The 16222-nt window shown below is 39.8% G+C and carries 12 protein-coding genes; 4 read left to right on the plus strand and 8 right to left on the minus strand.

Annotated features, from left to right (window positions below):
• Positions 1-57: 57 nt before the first annotated feature.
• From VB620_RS00590 to ileS, 4 genes are all read right to left on the minus strand, one after another.
• Entirely contained in the window at positions 58-1275 is a 1218-nt protein-coding gene (locus VB620_RS00590; RefSeq protein ID WP_323194179.1) for an FG-GAP repeat domain-containing protein, read from the minus strand.
• Positions 1276-1425: 150 nt separating this feature from the next.
• Positions 1426-2472, minus strand: coding sequence for a class I SAM-dependent methyltransferase (locus VB620_RS00595; protein ID WP_323194180.1), 1047 nt, complete (start codon positions 2470-2472; stop codon positions 1426-1428).
• 25 nt (positions 2473-2497) lie between these two features.
• On the minus strand, positions 2498-3304 hold the full coding sequence (locus VB620_RS00600; RefSeq protein ID WP_323194181.1) for an ABC transporter permease: 807 nt from the start codon (positions 3302-3304) through the stop codon (positions 2498-2500).
• Positions 3305-3587: 283 nt separating this feature from the next.
• The gene (gene ileS / locus VB620_RS00605; RefSeq protein WP_323194182.1) at positions 3588-6548 is read right to left on the minus strand and encodes an isoleucine--tRNA ligase; all 2961 of its coding nucleotides are present in this window, start codon (positions 6546-6548) and stop codon (positions 3588-3590) included.
• Positions 6549-6726: 178 nt separating this feature from the next.
• Between ileS and VB620_RS00610 the strand changes: the two genes are divergently transcribed.
• Positions 6727-7854 carry a three-Cys-motif partner protein TcmP gene (locus VB620_RS00610; protein WP_323194183.1) on the plus strand — a complete coding sequence of 376 codons (1128 nt, stop codon included), beginning with the start codon at positions 6727-6729 and terminating at the stop codon, positions 7852-7854.
• Here VB620_RS00610 and VB620_RS00615 read toward each other — a convergent pair.
• Entirely contained in the window at positions 7844-8620 is a 777-nt protein-coding gene (locus VB620_RS00615; protein WP_323194184.1) for a DUF5131 family protein, read from the minus strand. The two genes, VB620_RS00610 and VB620_RS00615, sit on opposite strands and share 11 nt — an antisense overlap.
• Before the next feature lie 331 nt (positions 8621-8951).
• On the minus strand, positions 8952-9713 hold the full coding sequence (locus VB620_RS00620) for a Ycf66 family protein (RefSeq protein ID WP_323194185.1): 762 nt from the start codon (positions 9711-9713) through the stop codon (positions 8952-8954).
• 286 nt (positions 9714-9999) lie between these two features.
• On the opposite strand from VB620_RS00620, the gene gndA reads away from it, so the two are divergent.
• A complete protein-coding gene (gene gndA, locus VB620_RS00625) occupies positions 10000-11430 on the plus strand; it encodes an NADP-dependent phosphogluconate dehydrogenase (RefSeq protein ID WP_323194186.1) in 1431 nt (476 codons plus the stop codon).
• A gap of 319 nt (positions 11431-11749) precedes the next feature.
• Here the strand turns inward: gndA and patX are convergent, their stop codons facing one another.
• The gene (gene patX / locus VB620_RS00630) at positions 11750-11983 is read right to left on the minus strand and encodes a heterocyst-inhibiting protein PatX (RefSeq protein ID WP_323194187.1); all 234 of its coding nucleotides are present in this window, start codon (positions 11981-11983) and stop codon (positions 11750-11752) included.
• Positions 11984-12090: 107 nt separating this feature from the next.
• The gene (locus tag VB620_RS00635; protein WP_323194188.1) at positions 12091-13866 is read right to left on the minus strand and encodes an FAD-dependent oxidoreductase; all 1776 of its coding nucleotides are present in this window, start codon (positions 13864-13866) and stop codon (positions 12091-12093) included.
• A gap of 206 nt (positions 13867-14072) precedes the next feature.
• Between VB620_RS00635 and VB620_RS00640 the strand changes: the two genes are divergently transcribed.
• Both VB620_RS00640 and VB620_RS00645 read left to right on the plus strand, forming a co-directional pair.
• Complete coding sequence (locus VB620_RS00640; protein WP_323194189.1) at positions 14073-15170, plus strand: HindVP family restriction endonuclease; 1098 nt, start codon at positions 14073-14075, stop codon at positions 15168-15170.
• Positions 15171-15175: 5 nt separating this feature from the next.
• Positions 15176-16144 carry a DNA cytosine methyltransferase gene (locus VB620_RS00645; RefSeq protein WP_323194190.1) on the plus strand — a complete coding sequence of 323 codons (969 nt, stop codon included), beginning with the start codon at positions 15176-15178 and terminating at the stop codon, positions 16142-16144.
• Positions 16145-16222: the final 78 nt, after the last annotated feature.

Here is a 16222-nt window from a genome sequence, read left to right on the forward strand (position 1 = left end):
TATAATAATTCTGTATCAAAAAAAATTACACACAAAATTCTCAAAAAATAACTTTATCTAGGCCATACCAGCAATTTCCCAACCAGCAGGGGTATTAGGCAAGTTAGCAAAACCTGTATAATTAGTCCCATCCATAAACCAAATTGAATTCCAGCCTTCACTGATATTATTCATAATAATGTCAGTTCTACCATCGCCATTAAAATCTCCGGTTCCTAAAGATTGCCAACCCGGTGCGCTGGGTAAATTCGCATAGCCAATGTAATCTGTATCATCTAAAAACCAGACTGCGTTCCATCCTTCGGTGGGATTATTCAAGAGGATATCTGCTTGACCATCGCCGTTAAAGTCTGCAACACCAGTGATATTCCAACCATCAGCCACAGGTAAGTTACCATAACCTGTGTAAGTAGCACCATTATCACCACCTAAAAACCAAACTGTATTCCAATTGGTTGTCGTATTATTCAGCAGAATATCAACATTACCATCACCATTGAAGTCTGCGGCTCCTTTAATCTCCCAACCTGTTGCTGTGGGTAAACCTACACCATTTAAGTAGTCAGGACCATCCAGAAACCAGACAGCATTAAAATTATTATTAGGATTGCTAACAATTAAATCAGTTTTACCATCTGCATTAAAGTCAGCCGTTGCGACTGGTTGATAGCCAGCAGAACCGAAGAGATTACTAAATCCTGTGTAGGTTGTTTCATTCATTAACCAGGCTGTATTCCATCCTTGACTGGGATTGTTTAAGAGGATATCCGTTTGACCATCCCCATTAAAATCTGGTATTTGCCGCACTGGTAATAGTCTGCTATTAAATCTATACTCTCCCACATCACCCGATGACCCACTGCCTATTTCAACGGGATTGAAAAGACTATTATCATAACCAGCTACAGCTACAAAGTAATCTGTATTAGCGTTAATTTGATAGCGTAAAAATGGATCTAAAGATATATCTAGAGATAGCTCTCTATCATCGTTAAAAGCTAAAAGATCACCTGTGCTATTGTAGAGAAAGAGCATGGCATCCACTGGGTAAATAATGCTCAGATCAGCATAAGATATGATATCAAGCTCTAAAATCCCGGCTCTAGGAGAATTGATTTTGAAAAAATCAACATCGCGGTCGCCTACTGCAATCCATTCTCCCGTCTCAAAATTTATATCACTACCAATTACCTCAGCGATGTTTATTGCGGGGAAGGGTACATAATAAGTATCTAATGCTTTAGAAATAGTACCATTTAGATCAAAATGACTCATAACTAAGTAATTTCGTATTTACTGAGTATAAGTTTAACGCCTATTTAAATTATGTGTAAAAAGAAAATAAATACTTTACATAACCAAAAAATCATTCGTCCCAAAAATATTGCCTGTAACCGACAATGTATTAACAAAGGATTAAAATTTCTAATACTTCATTAAACCCAAAGCTGCCTTTAATTTCAACCAGCTTTGTCTTAATTGCCAAAACTTGCTAGATTGAATCTGGTTAATTGTATTATTAGATAATTCAACCTTAGACTCCAGATTTTTGATATGCAATCTCAAATTAGATAATTCTTCGCTTAATTGAGATACGATATCAGACTCCGATGCTGCTGGTTCAGAAACTAATTTATCAGAATTAACTTGAGGAGAATCAAATGGATTATATGAAGCTTCTAAATAGGGAATACCTTGTTGAAATCCATAGATAAATTTGCCATTTGCAGACACCAAAGAATTGTCTTGCAGATGTAACGGTTGCTTAGTGATGGGACAAGCTAGAAGCGGAAAAAACCAATCCTGATCATTTTTCTGCGTCAAAGCTTGGATATAATGAGGTTTAATATTGATATTTCCAGGCTTCCGCACCACAATATAATGAGTATTGTGAGTATTGGGACTATCCCCTTTAAGCAAATTCCCTAAAGAAAGTTGACGAATCAGATTTTGCCAAAAGAACCAAGTAAATTTTTTAGGTGGATGAAACTGTAAATATTCCCATAACAACCAGGCTAAAGTTTGACCAAAATGATGGACATAACTGGTTTCAATAACTTCAAATCCAGCATATTTAACGATTTCTATTAAACCGTTTTCAGTAAATCGAATGTAATCTCCAGGAAAGTCATGTTGTGGTTGGAGAAAGGGAACGGCAATAATTCCATATCCCATTGGTCTGAGGACGCGATAAAATTCCTCAGCAATTTGCCAGGGATATCGAGTATGTTCTAAAACAGCAATCGAAACTATGGTATCTACTGATTCATCTAGTAAAGGAATCTGATGTAAATCTGCCAGGATATCTGGTTTATTCCACTCAGTAATATCAATATTTAAATCTTTTTCACCTAATTGAATGCTTCTTTGTCCAGACCCAGCATTGAGTACAATACCATAGCAGTATTTCCGAAAACCACTGAGTTCCTCAGATAAAGGCATCCAGACTAAGGGATTAGGAAAAATAGTCATATATCTAATATGGCAAGGGAAATTTTTATAACAAATCCATAAATTGATTGCGCCAGAGGTGAAAACAAGCCCAACCCAAGGACAAAATTATTATACCACTGAGTAATGCACCCCAAATTAAACCCAAATCTGCGGATGTTCCTGATAATGTAATTTGACGCAAACTTTCAATAATCGGTGACAATGGATTCAACACCAAAAACTGTTTGACCTGTGGGGGAACAATTGCGGCTGGGTAAAATATGGGACTACTAAGCCAAATCACAAATACAATTAACTCATAAAAGTAAGGTAAGTCTCTAAAAAATACATATAATCCACTAACAAAAAAGCTTACGCCGGTAGAAACTAAAACTAAAGCTAAAAATGGCAATAACAGCGCCAGCACATTGACTAAACTCTGGGAGTATACAAAGGTAATTACTGCCAAAACAGGCAGAACTCCTACAGAAAACTGGAATATATTTGAGGTAATTATAGATAAGGGAAATACACTTGATGGGAGGGAAATTTTATTTAATAGTGAGCCGTTATTCACTATACTACTTAATGCCTGAGAAGTGGAAGCAGAGAAAAAATTGATCACAACCAATCCGGTAAAGGCTGCTAATATATAGTTGAGTATGGAATCCTGGTAATAGGATGCAAATGCTGTCCCAAATATCGCTGAGTACAATCCTGTCATGAGTAATGGATTTAATAGCGACCAATAAACGCCCAAAAATGAGCCTCGATAACGGACTTTTAAATTCCGCGATACTAGGACTTGTAGCAATTCCCAATAGCGGCGCACTAGTAACCAATTCCAATTAGTTTGAAGTGAAATTTTCATTCTTAAAAAATACCATACACTCTTAATTTTTTTGTGATTAATTTATTTTGGATAAGTCTCTAAAGGCGAACATCCCTCCCCTGAGAGATTCTAGTGGTGTGAATAGGGAACTCAGAAGTAGATATATTTGGTGGGACGGAAGTTAAAACTATCTAGCTTACAGTCATGTTAAGACGGATATGGATAGGAGAGAGGCTTAACAAAACTATTATTTTGTATCACGTTGTAGATTTTTAGCCCCTTCCCTAGAGGAGAAGGGGTTGGGGTTAGATTGTGGATTGGATTAAAACTCTCCGGCTAAGGCTGGGACGCAGCGTTCACACAATAGGGGATGCTCTGCGGATTCTCCCACATGGGTGGAATAATTCCAACAGCGATCGCATTTTTTCCCTTCTGCATTTACTACCCCAACTTCCCAGCTATCTTCATCTCGGAGGAGACGGTTATCAATATCAGGATCGGTGTTAACAGATAACTTGTATTCCACTGTTTTCAGTTGATCTTTGTTAGAAAAATCTAACAGTTCTACCTGAGATGTAAGGAATAAATATCGCAGTTCATCCACACCATTACCGCTAACAGGATTTAAAGGTTTTATAGCATTACGGAACTCTTCGTTTTCATCAGTCACATAAATCAAAGCTTTTGCGTCTAGGGAAGAACCAATCATTTTTTCTCCCCTAGCTTTTTCTAAAACCTTGTTCACAGAGTAGCGAAGTCTCCGCAGTTTTTCCCAAAATTCTGCTAATTCAGGATTCCGCCATGTTTCATCTACCTGCAACCAACCAGCTTCAAACACTGATTTGCATGGAGTTTGGTAAGGGATAAATTGCCAGATATCCTCAGCAGTGTGACACAAAACAGGTGCGATCGCTCTCACTAAATTTTCCAATGCAATGTGCAAAACTGTTTGACAACTGCGACGACGGAAAGAATTCAGCGCACTAATGTAGAGTCTATCCTTAGCAATATCTAAATAGAAATTGGATAAATCCACCACGCAGAAATTCTGCACCGTGTAGAAAAAACGCGATAGTTGAAAAGGTTTATAACCTTCTTCCTCTCCTTTTTCTAAGTCAAAAGCTTTCGTCACCTCGTTAAACACCCCATGAATCAGGTGCAGCATATATTTATCCAAATCTGGTAAATCTTCAAAAGGGACTGCATCTGTTTCCGGGTCAAAATCATGCAAGCTACCCAACAAAAACCTAGCTGTATTGCGAATTTTGTTCCTCACATCAGCTAATTGTTTAATGATGTTACTTCCTAAGCGCACATCACCAGAATAATCAACTGAAGAAACCCACAAGCGCAGCACATCCGCACCATAAGGGGGTTCTTTTTTCTGGTCTTTCCCGCCATTAATTACCACTTGGGGGTCAACCACATTCCCCTCAGATTTACTCATTTTTCGCCCATGTTCATCTAAAACAAAGCCGTGAGTTAAGACAGTTTTGTAAGGTGCAATGCCATTTACGGCTACACTGGTGAGCAAACTTGACTGGAACCAACCCCGATGTTGGTCGGAACCTTCCAAATACATATCAGCAGGATAGCGTAATTCTGGACGCTGTTTCGCAACAGCCGCCCAAGATGAACCAGAATCAAACCAGACATCCATAGTATCTGTACCTTTGCGGTAAGACTTGCCATTATTGCGGTAAGACTCTGGTAATAATTCCTCTACCGACATTTCCCACCAAGCATCGGAACCTTTTTCGGCGATAATTGCTTGAACGTGGTTGATAGTTTCCTCATTCAGCAATGGTTCCCCAGTGGCTTCATCGTAGAATACCGGAATGGGTACACCCCAAGAACGCTGACGGGAAATACACCAATCTGAACGTTCCGCCACCATTGGCCTGATGCGATTTTCCCCTTGGGCTGGAATCCATTTTACACTAGCGATCGCCTTTAAAGCCTCTTCCCTAAAACCAGCTACCGAAGCAAACCACTGTTCAGTCGCCCGGAAAATCGTCGGCTTCTTCGTCCGCCAATCATAAGGATACTTGTGGGCGTAAGCTTCCTCTTTCAATAAAGAACCAGCAGCAGTCAGCGCATCAATTACCGCCTGATTTCCATCACCCAAAACATTCAACCCAGCAAAATCACCAGCCTCCTGGGTAAAATTACCATTATCATCCACCGGCGCGAGAATCGGCAAACCATAACGCTGACCCACAATGTAATCTTCTTGACCATGACCAGGTGCAGTATGTACCAACCCCGTACCGGACTCAGTAGTGATATAATCACCACCCACCACCACCGGACTTTCACGGTCAAACAAAGGATGACGATAAGTAGAATGTTCTAAAACCTCTCCCTTAAACGTCCCCTTCACAGTCAACTCAGCATCCAAAATACCAGCCAACCTTTCCACCAAATCAGTAGCCACAATCAGATATTCTCTCTGCGCCTCTGCGTCTCTGCGTGACACCTCCACCACAGAATAATTCAAATCACCATTCACCGCCACAGCCAAATTCCCCGGAATCGTCCAAGGAGTAGTAGTCCAGATAGCGACACCCAAATGGGGTAAAAATTCACCCAACACAGGTTTAGCAGCCTCAGACAGCCCGGTAATGGGAAAAGCCGCATAGATACTTCTGGAAGTGTGACCCTCTGGATATTCCAACTCAGCCTCAGCCAAAGCCGTCTTAGAACTAGGACTCCAGTGAACCGGCTTTAAACCCCGATAGATGTATCCTTTTAACATCATCTGACCGAAAACACCGATTTGAGCCGCTTCATATTCCGGCTTCAGAGTCAGATAAGGGTTATCCCAGTCACCCCAAACACCATAGCGTTTAAAACATTCCCGTTGGTCGTCTACGGTAGCTAGAGCAAACTCTTTGGCTTTTTGCCGCAGTTTTAAAGGCGTTAAACTTTGGCGTTCTGCCGACTTCATATTTTGCAGAACCTTCAACTCAATGGGTAATCCGTGACAATCCCAGCCCGCCACGTATCGAACTTTACGCCCTTGTAGTAATTGGTAGCGGTTAATAATATCTTTGAGAATTTTATTTAAGGCATGACCAATATGCAATGAGCCGTTGGCGTAGGGAGGCCCATCATGGAGTATAAATAATTCGCCGGGGTTTTCTTGGGAAAGGCGATCGTAAATGTTATTTTCCGCCCAGAATTTTTGGATTTCAGGTTCCCGCTTGATAGCGTTAGCCCGCATATCGAATTTAGTCTTGGGTAAGTTTACCGTATCTTTGTAGCTTCCAGGTTCTGTCACAGTCTCATGCCTAAGATTATATGTGCAGTTTATCCGATCAATTATAAGAGATGGGATGAAGGCTAGTTACAACGATATGCGATCGCTTAAAATTAGCTGAATGCTACGCTCAGTTGCATTTCTAGACATCCAGCAATTTATACATTACTATACTTAGAATAACATAGAGTAATTCCGTATGGCTAACGATTCCTTCTTTGATGAACAGAAAGAGCAATCTTTAATAAAAGCTAGAATTGTTGAAAAATATTTTTGGGCTTGGGCAAAAGTAATTATACCAACTGCTAAAAAAGCAGGTAATAAAATTGCCTACATAGACCTTTTTGCTGGTCCGGGTAGATATAAAGATGGTTCAAGCTCAACACCCATAAAAGTTTTAGAAACGGCAATTTCTGATCCAGATATGCGAAATATGCTGAAAACATTATTTAATGATGCTAATTCCGAACATACTCATTCTCTTCAAGATTCTATAAATTCAATTCCTGGCATTGAAAATTTAAAATACAAACCTAACGTAATCAATTACGAAGTTGGAGAAAATATTGTCCAAACATTTAATCAGCTAAAATTAGTCCCGACATTATTTTTTGTAGATCCTTGGGGATACAAGGGATTATCATTACAACTTATAAACTCAGTTGTCAAAAACTGGGGCTGTGATTGCCTTTTCTTTTTTAATTATAATCGTATCAACATGGGTTTAGGTAATACAGTAGTTGAAGAACATATAAATGCCCTATTTGAAAAAACAAGAGCAGATAAATTACGTGGACGACTGCAAGCACTTAAGCCAGAAGAAAGGGAGTTAACAATTGTAGAGGCTATTTGTGAAGCTCTGCAAGAAATGGGTGGCGAATACGTCCTACCTTTTCGTTTTAAACATGAAAATGGAAACCGTACTAGCCATCATTTAATTTTCGTCAGTAAGCACTTCAAGGGCTATGAGATTATGAAAGAGATAATGGCAAAAGAGAGTTCTGAGCAAAATCAAGGTGTACCTTCTTTTGAATATAATCCAGCTACTTCTATGCAACCCTTGCTGTTTGAACTTTATCGTCCTCTAGACGAATTAGAACAAATGCTACTAGAGGAATTTGTTGGGAGAACAATCACCATGAAAGAAATTTATTTACAGCATAATGTTGGTAAACGCTACATTAGCAAGAATTACAAAACTGCCCTTAATAATCTGGAAAACCAAGGTAAAATTACCGCAGAACCATCTGCTAACAAAAGACGAAAAAGTAAAGGTGAAATTACCTTTGCTGATTCAGTTAAAGTGACATTTCCACCTAAGCAGTAAGCCCCAAACTTTCTTTTTTAACTCTTAACTTTTGTGGGTATGCACCCCATTTGTTGTGGTGTTGTTGCCAAGCATCAGGCATTTCATCCCATATTCTCCCATCTAGCAACCTACCACCAGCTTTAGAAGTTCTACCACCAACTTGCTTGAAGAAAAAAGCTACTTCTGCTTTTTGACATTGGTCACGAATATCTTCAACCCACTCAATTGACATTGGGCGATGTTTTTGACCAGACTCTCCCCCAACTATAACCCAATCAATATTTTCTAAGTTAAGATTTAAGGAACCTAACAATGGTTCACAGGACAGAAAAAGCACCGATGCAGGAACTTGGCGCAGGAAATCAATCCGATGAACATAGTTTTGATTTTCAACTGATACACCCAACCAAATATTTTTATGAAATTCTAAATTAGGTGCTAACTCAACTAAGCGTTCAGGTCTTTTTGTTAATATTTGATATATATGATAAGGTGTAGCCTGAATAACTTTAAATACATCTTGAATAAAGTCTAGCGGAACTTCTTCATGAAAAAGGTCGCTCATTGAATTCACAAAGATTCTGCTGGGAGTTCGCCACTTTAGGGGTTCTGCCAACCTTTCTGGATGTAAAGTTAAATCAAACCCATTCTTGAAATTATTAGGAAACCGTTTAGTAAGAGCTTCTGCATAGCAATGTAAACAACCGGGACTAATTTTGTTGCACCCAGTTGTGGGATTCCAAGTTTTATCTGTCCATTCAATACCTGTGTGTATACTAGACATGATTATTTAACCTTAATAATTATTAATTTTGTAAATTATTGTCAAATTCTATAATTCATACGTACTATATTATATCAGACTTTTTAATAAAAGAATCACTGGAACTATTGTTTTCATACATGAAGATTATAAAAAATGAGTCAGAATACACCGAAGTTACTAGATGTAATAGCACTCATATCTGATATACCTGAATATAATTTGTTGCGTGGTCAAGTTGGTATACATGATTGAACCTGTCTAGATTTGTCGCTGCTGACTTGTGGTAAAGAATTTCAACAAATTAACTAAAACCCAACGCCATATTAAACAACGCTGGGTTTAATCCAAGTCAATCAGCCTGATTATTCGGTGGTATGTTTTCCGGTGGCGCTGCTGCTGGGGGCGCAGGTGTTGTATCCGGTGGAATTTCTTCAGTCGGAATCGGTGCTTTTTCTTCCGTCTCAGATGGGACTGCTGCTACCACTTCCGCTACATCCTCAGTTGCAGATTTTGTTTCATCACTTCCTACCGCTTCCGCAGGTGGAGAACTAGGAGTAACTTCCGCTACATCCTCAGTTGCAACTTTTTCCTCGGCTGGTGCTTCTACTGTCGCAGAAGTTTGATCAATCATCTCAGCATCAGGTTTCTGGGGCGTTGCAGAGGTCTTTGTCTCTGTTTTGGGGGTTTCAGGGGTTTTCTTGGCGATCGCCTGCTGTACCTTATTTTTTCCGCCGCTCAAGATATTACCCAGAGTCCCCTGCACCTGAGCCAGCTTATCTGTGAAAGATAACTTACCAATTTTCTCCTGAATACCAGTTTTGATAGTCTCAGGACTGGGTACTGGGGTTTGTTCCATTTGCGGGGTGAGTTGGCGACGCAATGACAGAGTTTCCCAGCCAAACCAAACCAAAAGAGCCACACTAGCCACATGACCGAGTAATAAACCTCCAGAAATGCGGGGCGCAAATACCCATAACACTAAAGCATAGAAAAGTCCCACACCACTCCAGATAAAATCATTCTTACGGTGAATTTCTGGAAAAAAGAAGGCTGCTATATAAATAGCTAAACTACCCAGTCCCACCACCAAAGCTAGAATATATGCCAGCATTTTTTGGTTACTCCTTACCTAGATATTTCAATTTTGCAACTTAATTGCTCATTTAGCTTAATCTAAAAGCAGCCTCTTACTCATCGGTTACTGGTAGCGTTTTTCCGATTCTATGCAAAGAGATACACTTAAGTATGACCAGACTGACTTGCCACAACTAATTTCTTGTGTTAATTGTAAATTTTTGCAGTTTATCCAACTCTTAAGGTCTTCTTTAGGAGAGAAGCGAAAATCTCGGTCTACCCTAAAGATAAAAGGATCTGCAAGAGTTAGCCAAAAATAATTTATGACACTACAAAGCTTTGGTGTGATTGGATTAGCCGTAATGGGCGAAAATATAGCGCTTAACGTTGAGCGCAATGGCTTCCCAATTGCAGTTTATAACCGCTCCAGAGAGAAAACGGATGCGTTTATGGCGCAACGCGCCCCAGGAAGAAACGTCAAAGCCGCCTTTAACCTAGAAGATTTTGTCGCTTCATTGGAACGTCCCCGTAAAATCTTAGTGATGGTGCAAGCTGGTAAGCCAGTGGATGCGGTGATTGCCCAACTCAAACCCCTTCTAGATGAAGGCGATATCATTATTGACGGTGGTAACTCTTGGTTTGAAGACACAGAAAGACGTACTCAGGAATTAGAACCTGCTGGACTGCGGTTCTTGGGTATGGGTGTCAGTGGTGGTGAAGAAGGCGCTCTCAATGGCCCCTCACTTATGCCCGGTGGTACTCCCAGTTCCTATGAGTATCTGTCACCAATTTTCAACAAAATTGCCGCCCAAGTTGATGATGGCCCTTGTGTTACCTATATTGGCCCTGGTGGTTCTGGTCACTATGTCAAAATGGTACACAACGGCATTGAGTATGGCGATATGCAGCTAATTGCAGAAGCCTATGACTTGCTGAAAAATGTGGCTGGATTAAATGCAACTCAGCTACATGAAGTGTTCACTCAATGGAACACCACAGATGAACTCAATTCGTTTTTGATTGAGATTACATCGAATATTTTCCCTTACGTTGACCCTGAAACCAAAAAACCCTTGGTGGATTTAATTGTGGATGCAGCCGGTCAAAAGGGAACTGGTCGTTGGACTGTCCAAACTGCTTTGGAATTGGGTGTAGCAATTCCCACAATTACCGCCGCAGTTAATGCCCGGATTATGTCTTCTATTAAGGATGAACGGGTAGCAGCATCAAAGAGTTTGACAGGCCCTAGCGCTAAGTTTGATGGCGATGTCAAGGACTTTATTAATAAGGTTCGTGATGCTCTTTATTGCTCTAAAATCTGTTCTTACGCTCAAGGTATGGCGCTGTTATCTACAGCTTCCAAAACCTATAACTGGGATTTGAATCTCAGCGAAATGGCGCGGATTTGGAAAGGTGGCTGTATTATTCGGGCTGGCTTCTTGAATAAGATTAAGAAGGCCTTTAACGAAAATCCAGCTTTGCCTAACTTGTTGTTGGCTCCCGAATTTAAGCAGACTATTCTTGACAGACAAAATGCTTGGCGGGAAGTAATTATGACAGCAGCAAAAGTGGGTATTCCAGTACCTGCATTTAGTGCATCTTTGGATTATTTTGACAGCTATCGCCGCGATCGCCTACCCCAAAATCTCACCCAAGCACAACGGGACTACTTCGGCGCACATACTTACAAGCGTCTTGACAAAGAAGGAACATTCCACACTGAATGGGTTCCCATTGCTGAAGCTAAAAAGTAAACTTTCATGCCTGAATATGGGCAGATTGTGAAAGTTTCAAGGCTTTAGAGATTTAAAAGTGACTCTGAAATTCAGAGTCACTCTCTTTATAGTTAAGCGTTTCATCTCATCACTGCATGGAATATGCTGGTACCGAAGGCCGCGAAGCCGTCGCCTGATAATTTATTTGGAATCAGTTTAGCAATGCCACAGTCTTTCTGGCATAGGTTGAATATTTAAATTTTATATCTCTGCGAGAGAGGTAGTTTAGATTCCCTGAAAATTAGATAATTGCTGACTGTACAAAAGATATGACACGAACAGATAGCCTAACTTGAAGTTAAGCACGATTACCGGACTTTTCCATGAAGCTGATCCTTCCACTACCCCGATGTAATATTGGGCTTTCTGATTCCCTCAGTTGCGCTTGATATTGAGATGACTCTAAGTTTAACTGTTGTGAACCAGAAGAAGATAGGAACATCTGAGATAAGCGATTTACCTTTGCTTGGCAGTTAAAAGCTAAGGAACTGAAGACCAAACTCGAAACTAAAAGTGAAATCGTAGCTCGCATAACAGATGTTTATTTTAGAACTCTCTTATCTACTGCTACTGATTTTGTGGTATGGTGTCCGGAGAATTGAGCAAAAAGTAGTGTGTTTTACTGAAAAAATATTACTTTTACGGTATGTCAAGCTTTTCAGCTAACAACCAATTACCAGCATGATTTAATTGACCCCAAATATTTACCAGTTGCTCATGCACAATCCCTTGTAGTTGCGCTTCGATGTGCGATCGCCAAGTCACAATTTGCCAAGTCTGTCCATGATAGGCCTCTGGTGCTGCGATCGTAAAGGAGTAATCTTCCTGATCCCTCCGCCGCAACATCCCTGTAAAACAGTCGCTTTGACGTGTCATCACCTGTCGGTTTTCTTGGTAATTATACTGAGAAAGCGACGGACTAGGATAATTGCCACTTAATGGATAGGCTTGGGGGTTATTTAAGTAATACACTTGCCAATTCAGCCATTCCGGATTTTTGGGCGATATATCTAAATTTAATAAAGGGACGATTATAGCAGAATCTGGTAAAGAATTTAACAAAGCATTTTGTAGTTCCCTCACAGGCAAATCTCTCGGCTGACAGTCCAACTCCACGCACATAGCCGCAGCCATTCCCGCAGCTTGACCAATACCCATGACCACAGGTTGTAACCTAGTTGCACCATTAGCTATGTGAGATACAGAAATATTCTTTTCGCAGACTAAAAAACCATCTGTTGCGGCAGGAATTAGGGAACGGTAGGGAATAGTAAAGGGTGTACCAGTCCAACGTCCCCCCCAACGGATTGATTTCGGCTGCAATGGTAAGTTGAACCCAGGATAATGGTGGTCATTGGCATAGTTACCCACAGCGATGGCATCCGGGAACAGAGACGCTACCCTACCCCCAGCCATTGGCAAAATATCCTGTTCTCGCACCGTAGTTAGTCCCACCAAGCGGCGACTCTCCCGGTAATAAGGATGCAATGCAAAACCGCCAGAGTTACCTGGAAAAACTGACTCAGCTAAACCATAGCGTCTACCCAAGTTTTTTTGGATAAAATGGGCAAAATTTTGACTATGCCAGCGACATTCTTGCAAAAAATCATTTTTAGCTGCTTCTGACTCGATTAATCGCCCTACACCTTCGCCATAGTCGTTACCACATATCGGCCAATTAATCATAAATCGACCCCCTGGTAAGCGTCCATAGTTGAGGAATTTCTCAGCCCCATAGTTATCCCACGCACCTGCAAATAGACTTGGATCATAATTAGGCGCTGGGGGAATTTCCGGAGCAACATCTTCTCCAAAATCTTCCATCACCACCACCCAAGTCGGGGCTTGCACTGGATAACTCTGTGTGATATGATTATAATCTGCTGGGGCGCTATTTTCTCCCCACTTAGATTGCAACTCCCAGCCCCAACGGTGAGGTATTTCCCCCAAAGCCAATAAATCTCCTAGTTCAGTACCATCCAGAATAATTTTGGCTGTAACTGTGAAGTCTGCAAACCGGACACCAGTTATACAATTACCTTCCTGCAATACTTCTAAAGGCACTTGTCCAGAAATCCAATGCAGATTTGCTAATTCCTCCACCCAATCTGCAAAAATCTCGGCTCCAATGCGGGGATCATAACTAAAGAAGCTCACCCAGCTATGATCTAAGCCTCCTGGTTGACGTTGCCGTAATTCCTGTAAAAATGCTCCCCATAATCCGGTTTGAAATGCCATTAATTCGTTACCATCCGGTGCGGATACTCCCGCAGAGGTCAGCATTCCCCCTAACCACGGAAATTCGCTAACTAGGATGGTTTTTGCTCCCCATCTCGCTGCTTGGATGGCTGCTGCTGTTCCTCCGGTTCCTCCACCCACTACTAGGACATCGGCTGTATATGTTGGTTGTGTCATTTTTATCTGAGTTTTTAAGATGATTGGGGAGAGGGAATAGGAGGGGATTTTTTAAACGCAGAGGTACGCTGAGGTGAGCGCAAAGGTACGCTGAGTTTTTTTTGAGTTTTCACTTTGAGTTGGAAATTGGAAATCTTGTTGTCTCATGTGAGAAAATCATACTAAAATTGTCATCTGATTACATTAACATTGCCCAGACAAATCTGATGAACCCCCAAAAAATAGAAGCCAGTTTATTTGGTTTAAATCATTCTAATAGAGATTTTTCTCAAAGAGAAAGCTGGGGTAAAAATCAATTTAATAATTCTTTTCCTATCTCATTGGCTTGTTATATGTATAGTCAAGGGTTAAGGCTGAATTATTTAACTTTGGATGAACAATTAAAAATCAAGCATGAAAAAATAGATGTGAGTGAAATATTGGGAACTTCTCCTCTTTCTCCAAATTTATTCTTTTCTTTTGAAAGTGATTATGTACCTTATAGAAAAATAGTTACAGGTAAACTTCCACGAGTTGACCTAGTTACTCATGATATGAATAGAGATAATGCTTGTTTGGGAAGGATGGAAATTAAATTAACAGCATTACCAGATAGTTCTACATATAAATTACCAGATAATCAATATGGTTGTGAAATTGTAATCAGACCAGATACTATTGTTTATCTTGCTCTGAGTATTGCTTATGAATTTCAAAATTCTAGGGACAAATTACTAAATTATCTTCATCCCGTTTGCAGTGAGATTGAAGATTGGTTAAGTATACGTCAGGTATTACCTGTCATTTCCCCACTTGTAGAGTGCTTGGATAAATTACTGGCGGATAATCTAGAACTACAATCTCCATTAGTTATGCAACCTATATGGAAAACTGTTGGCAAAACTTCAAAACTTTATCAAAACTGCTTAGATATTTTTGTTTGGAGTAACTTTGGCTTTACTAGACTATTCTTCGATATATGTAAAAGATTAGCCACAGAAGAGACTATACAACGACCTATGCGTTCGGTGGTATGGCTTACAAAAATGTTATATGAATTTGCACTTGATGGTAAAGTAAATCATAAATTAGTTATCGATACATTAACATACAACACAAAAAATGATAAAGCTTTCGCTTTAAGTGGATCTAAAACTCGTCCATATATGATTTGTGATAATTTAATTAAACCCAGAATTAGCAAAGAAGAAATCAATAACATAATTTTAGGCGGAGGACAAAATTTTCTCAGTCCTGAAAGAAGGTTTGATGCCATTATCTTGAGTAACCCAGAAATTTTTGATGCTAAATTAAAGGATGTGTGATTAGTATGCAGGAAAATTTTTTATTGCAGTCTTCAGCATTAAAAGTGATAGATTTATTTGCTGGATGTGGCGGTTTATCATTAGGATTTGAAAACTCTGGATTTGAAATTGTAGCTGCTTTTGATAATTGGCTATCTGCAATTAATGTTTACAAGCAAAACTTTCAGCACCCAATTTTTGAATATGACTTGAGTCAGGTAAACAGTAATTATGCCTTATTTAATAAATTCTTGCCTGATGTGATTATTGGTGGTCCACCGTGTCAGGATTTTTCTAGTGCTGGTAAGAGGAATGAAGATTTAGGTAGAGGCGATTTAAGTATTACATTCGCTAAAATAATATCTGGTATTCGTAGCCAATGGTTTGTGATGGAAAATGTCCCCAGGTTTAATAAAACTAATAAATATACAGAATTACGTCAAATTCTTAAAGCTGCTGGTTATGGTTTAACAGAAAAAGTATTAGATGCGAGTTTATGCGGTGTTCCACAAAAGAGGAAAAGATTTTTCTGCATAGGAGAACTTGGTGGTGAAGACGAAAAGCTACAACCTTATCTAGACGCTAATTTGTCTACAAAACCTAAAACTATTAGAGATTATCTTGGAAATAGTTTAGGGCTTGAATATTATTATAGACATCCTAGAACTTATCAAAGAAGAGGAATTTTTAGTATTGACGAACCCAGTCCCACGGTTAGAGGTGTGAATAGACCAATACCACAAAATTATCAACAACATCCAGGAGATGCTGCGCCACTAACACCTAGTTCACGTCCCCTAACTACTCGTGAAAGAAGCTATATTCAAACTTTTCCCGATGATTTTATTTTTACAGGTTCCAAAACAGACTTGGAACAGATGATTGGTAACGCTGTACCTGTGAAGTTAGCAGAATATATTGCTAAATGTCTGTTGATGTATATTCAAGACCAGAAGAAATACCAAATATATCCTGCTTCATTGACAGCTATCTGAGTTATAATTATTGTGTTTATTGCCTGACGGGGAGACAAAATCCTTGGGTTAGTTTATATCAAGGGAATAATTCTCCAA

The sequence above is a fragment of the Nodularia harveyana UHCC-0300 genome, assembly GCF_034931085.1.
Lineage (GTDB): Bacteria > Cyanobacteriota > Cyanobacteriia > Cyanobacteriales > Nostocaceae > Nodularia > Nodularia harveyana.

Excerpts from the sequence above, each read along its gene's own strand:
- VB620_RS00635 (WP_323194188.1), bottom strand. The coding sequence starts at position 13,866 with ATGACACAACCAACATATACAGCCGATGTCCTAGTAGTGGGTGGAGGA.
- VB620_RS00590 (WP_323194179.1), bottom strand. The coding sequence starts at position 1,275 with ATGAGTCATTTTGATCTAAATGGTACTATTTCTAAAGCATTAGATACT.
- VB620_RS00620 (WP_323194185.1), bottom strand. The coding sequence starts at position 9,713 with ATGCTGGCATATATTCTAGCTTTGGTGGTGGGACTGGGTAGTTTAGCT.
- VB620_RS00595 (WP_323194180.1), bottom strand. The coding sequence starts at position 2,472 with ATGACTATTTTTCCTAATCCCTTAGTCTGGATGCCTTTATCTGAGGAA.
- patX (WP_323194187.1), bottom strand. The coding sequence starts at position 11,983 with ATGCGAGCTACGATTTCACTTTTAGTTTCGAGTTTGGTCTTCAGTTCC.
- VB620_RS00615 (WP_323194184.1), bottom strand. The coding sequence starts at position 8,620 with ATGTCTAGTATACACACAGGTATTGAATGGACAGATAAAACTTGGAAT.
- VB620_RS00640 (WP_323194189.1), top strand. The coding sequence starts at position 14,073 with ATGAACCCCCAAAAAATAGAAGCCAGTTTATTTGGTTTAAATCATTCT.
- VB620_RS00645 (WP_323194190.1), top strand. The coding sequence starts at position 15,176 with ATGCAGGAAAATTTTTTATTGCAGTCTTCAGCATTAAAAGTGATAGAT.
- VB620_RS00610 (WP_323194183.1), top strand. The coding sequence starts at position 6,727 with ATGGCTAACGATTCCTTCTTTGATGAACAGAAAGAGCAATCTTTAATA.
- VB620_RS00600 (WP_323194181.1), bottom strand. The coding sequence starts at position 3,304 with ATGAAAATTTCACTTCAAACTAATTGGAATTGGTTACTAGTGCGCCGC.
- gndA (WP_323194186.1), top strand. The coding sequence starts at position 10,000 with ATGACACTACAAAGCTTTGGTGTGATTGGATTAGCCGTAATGGGCGAA.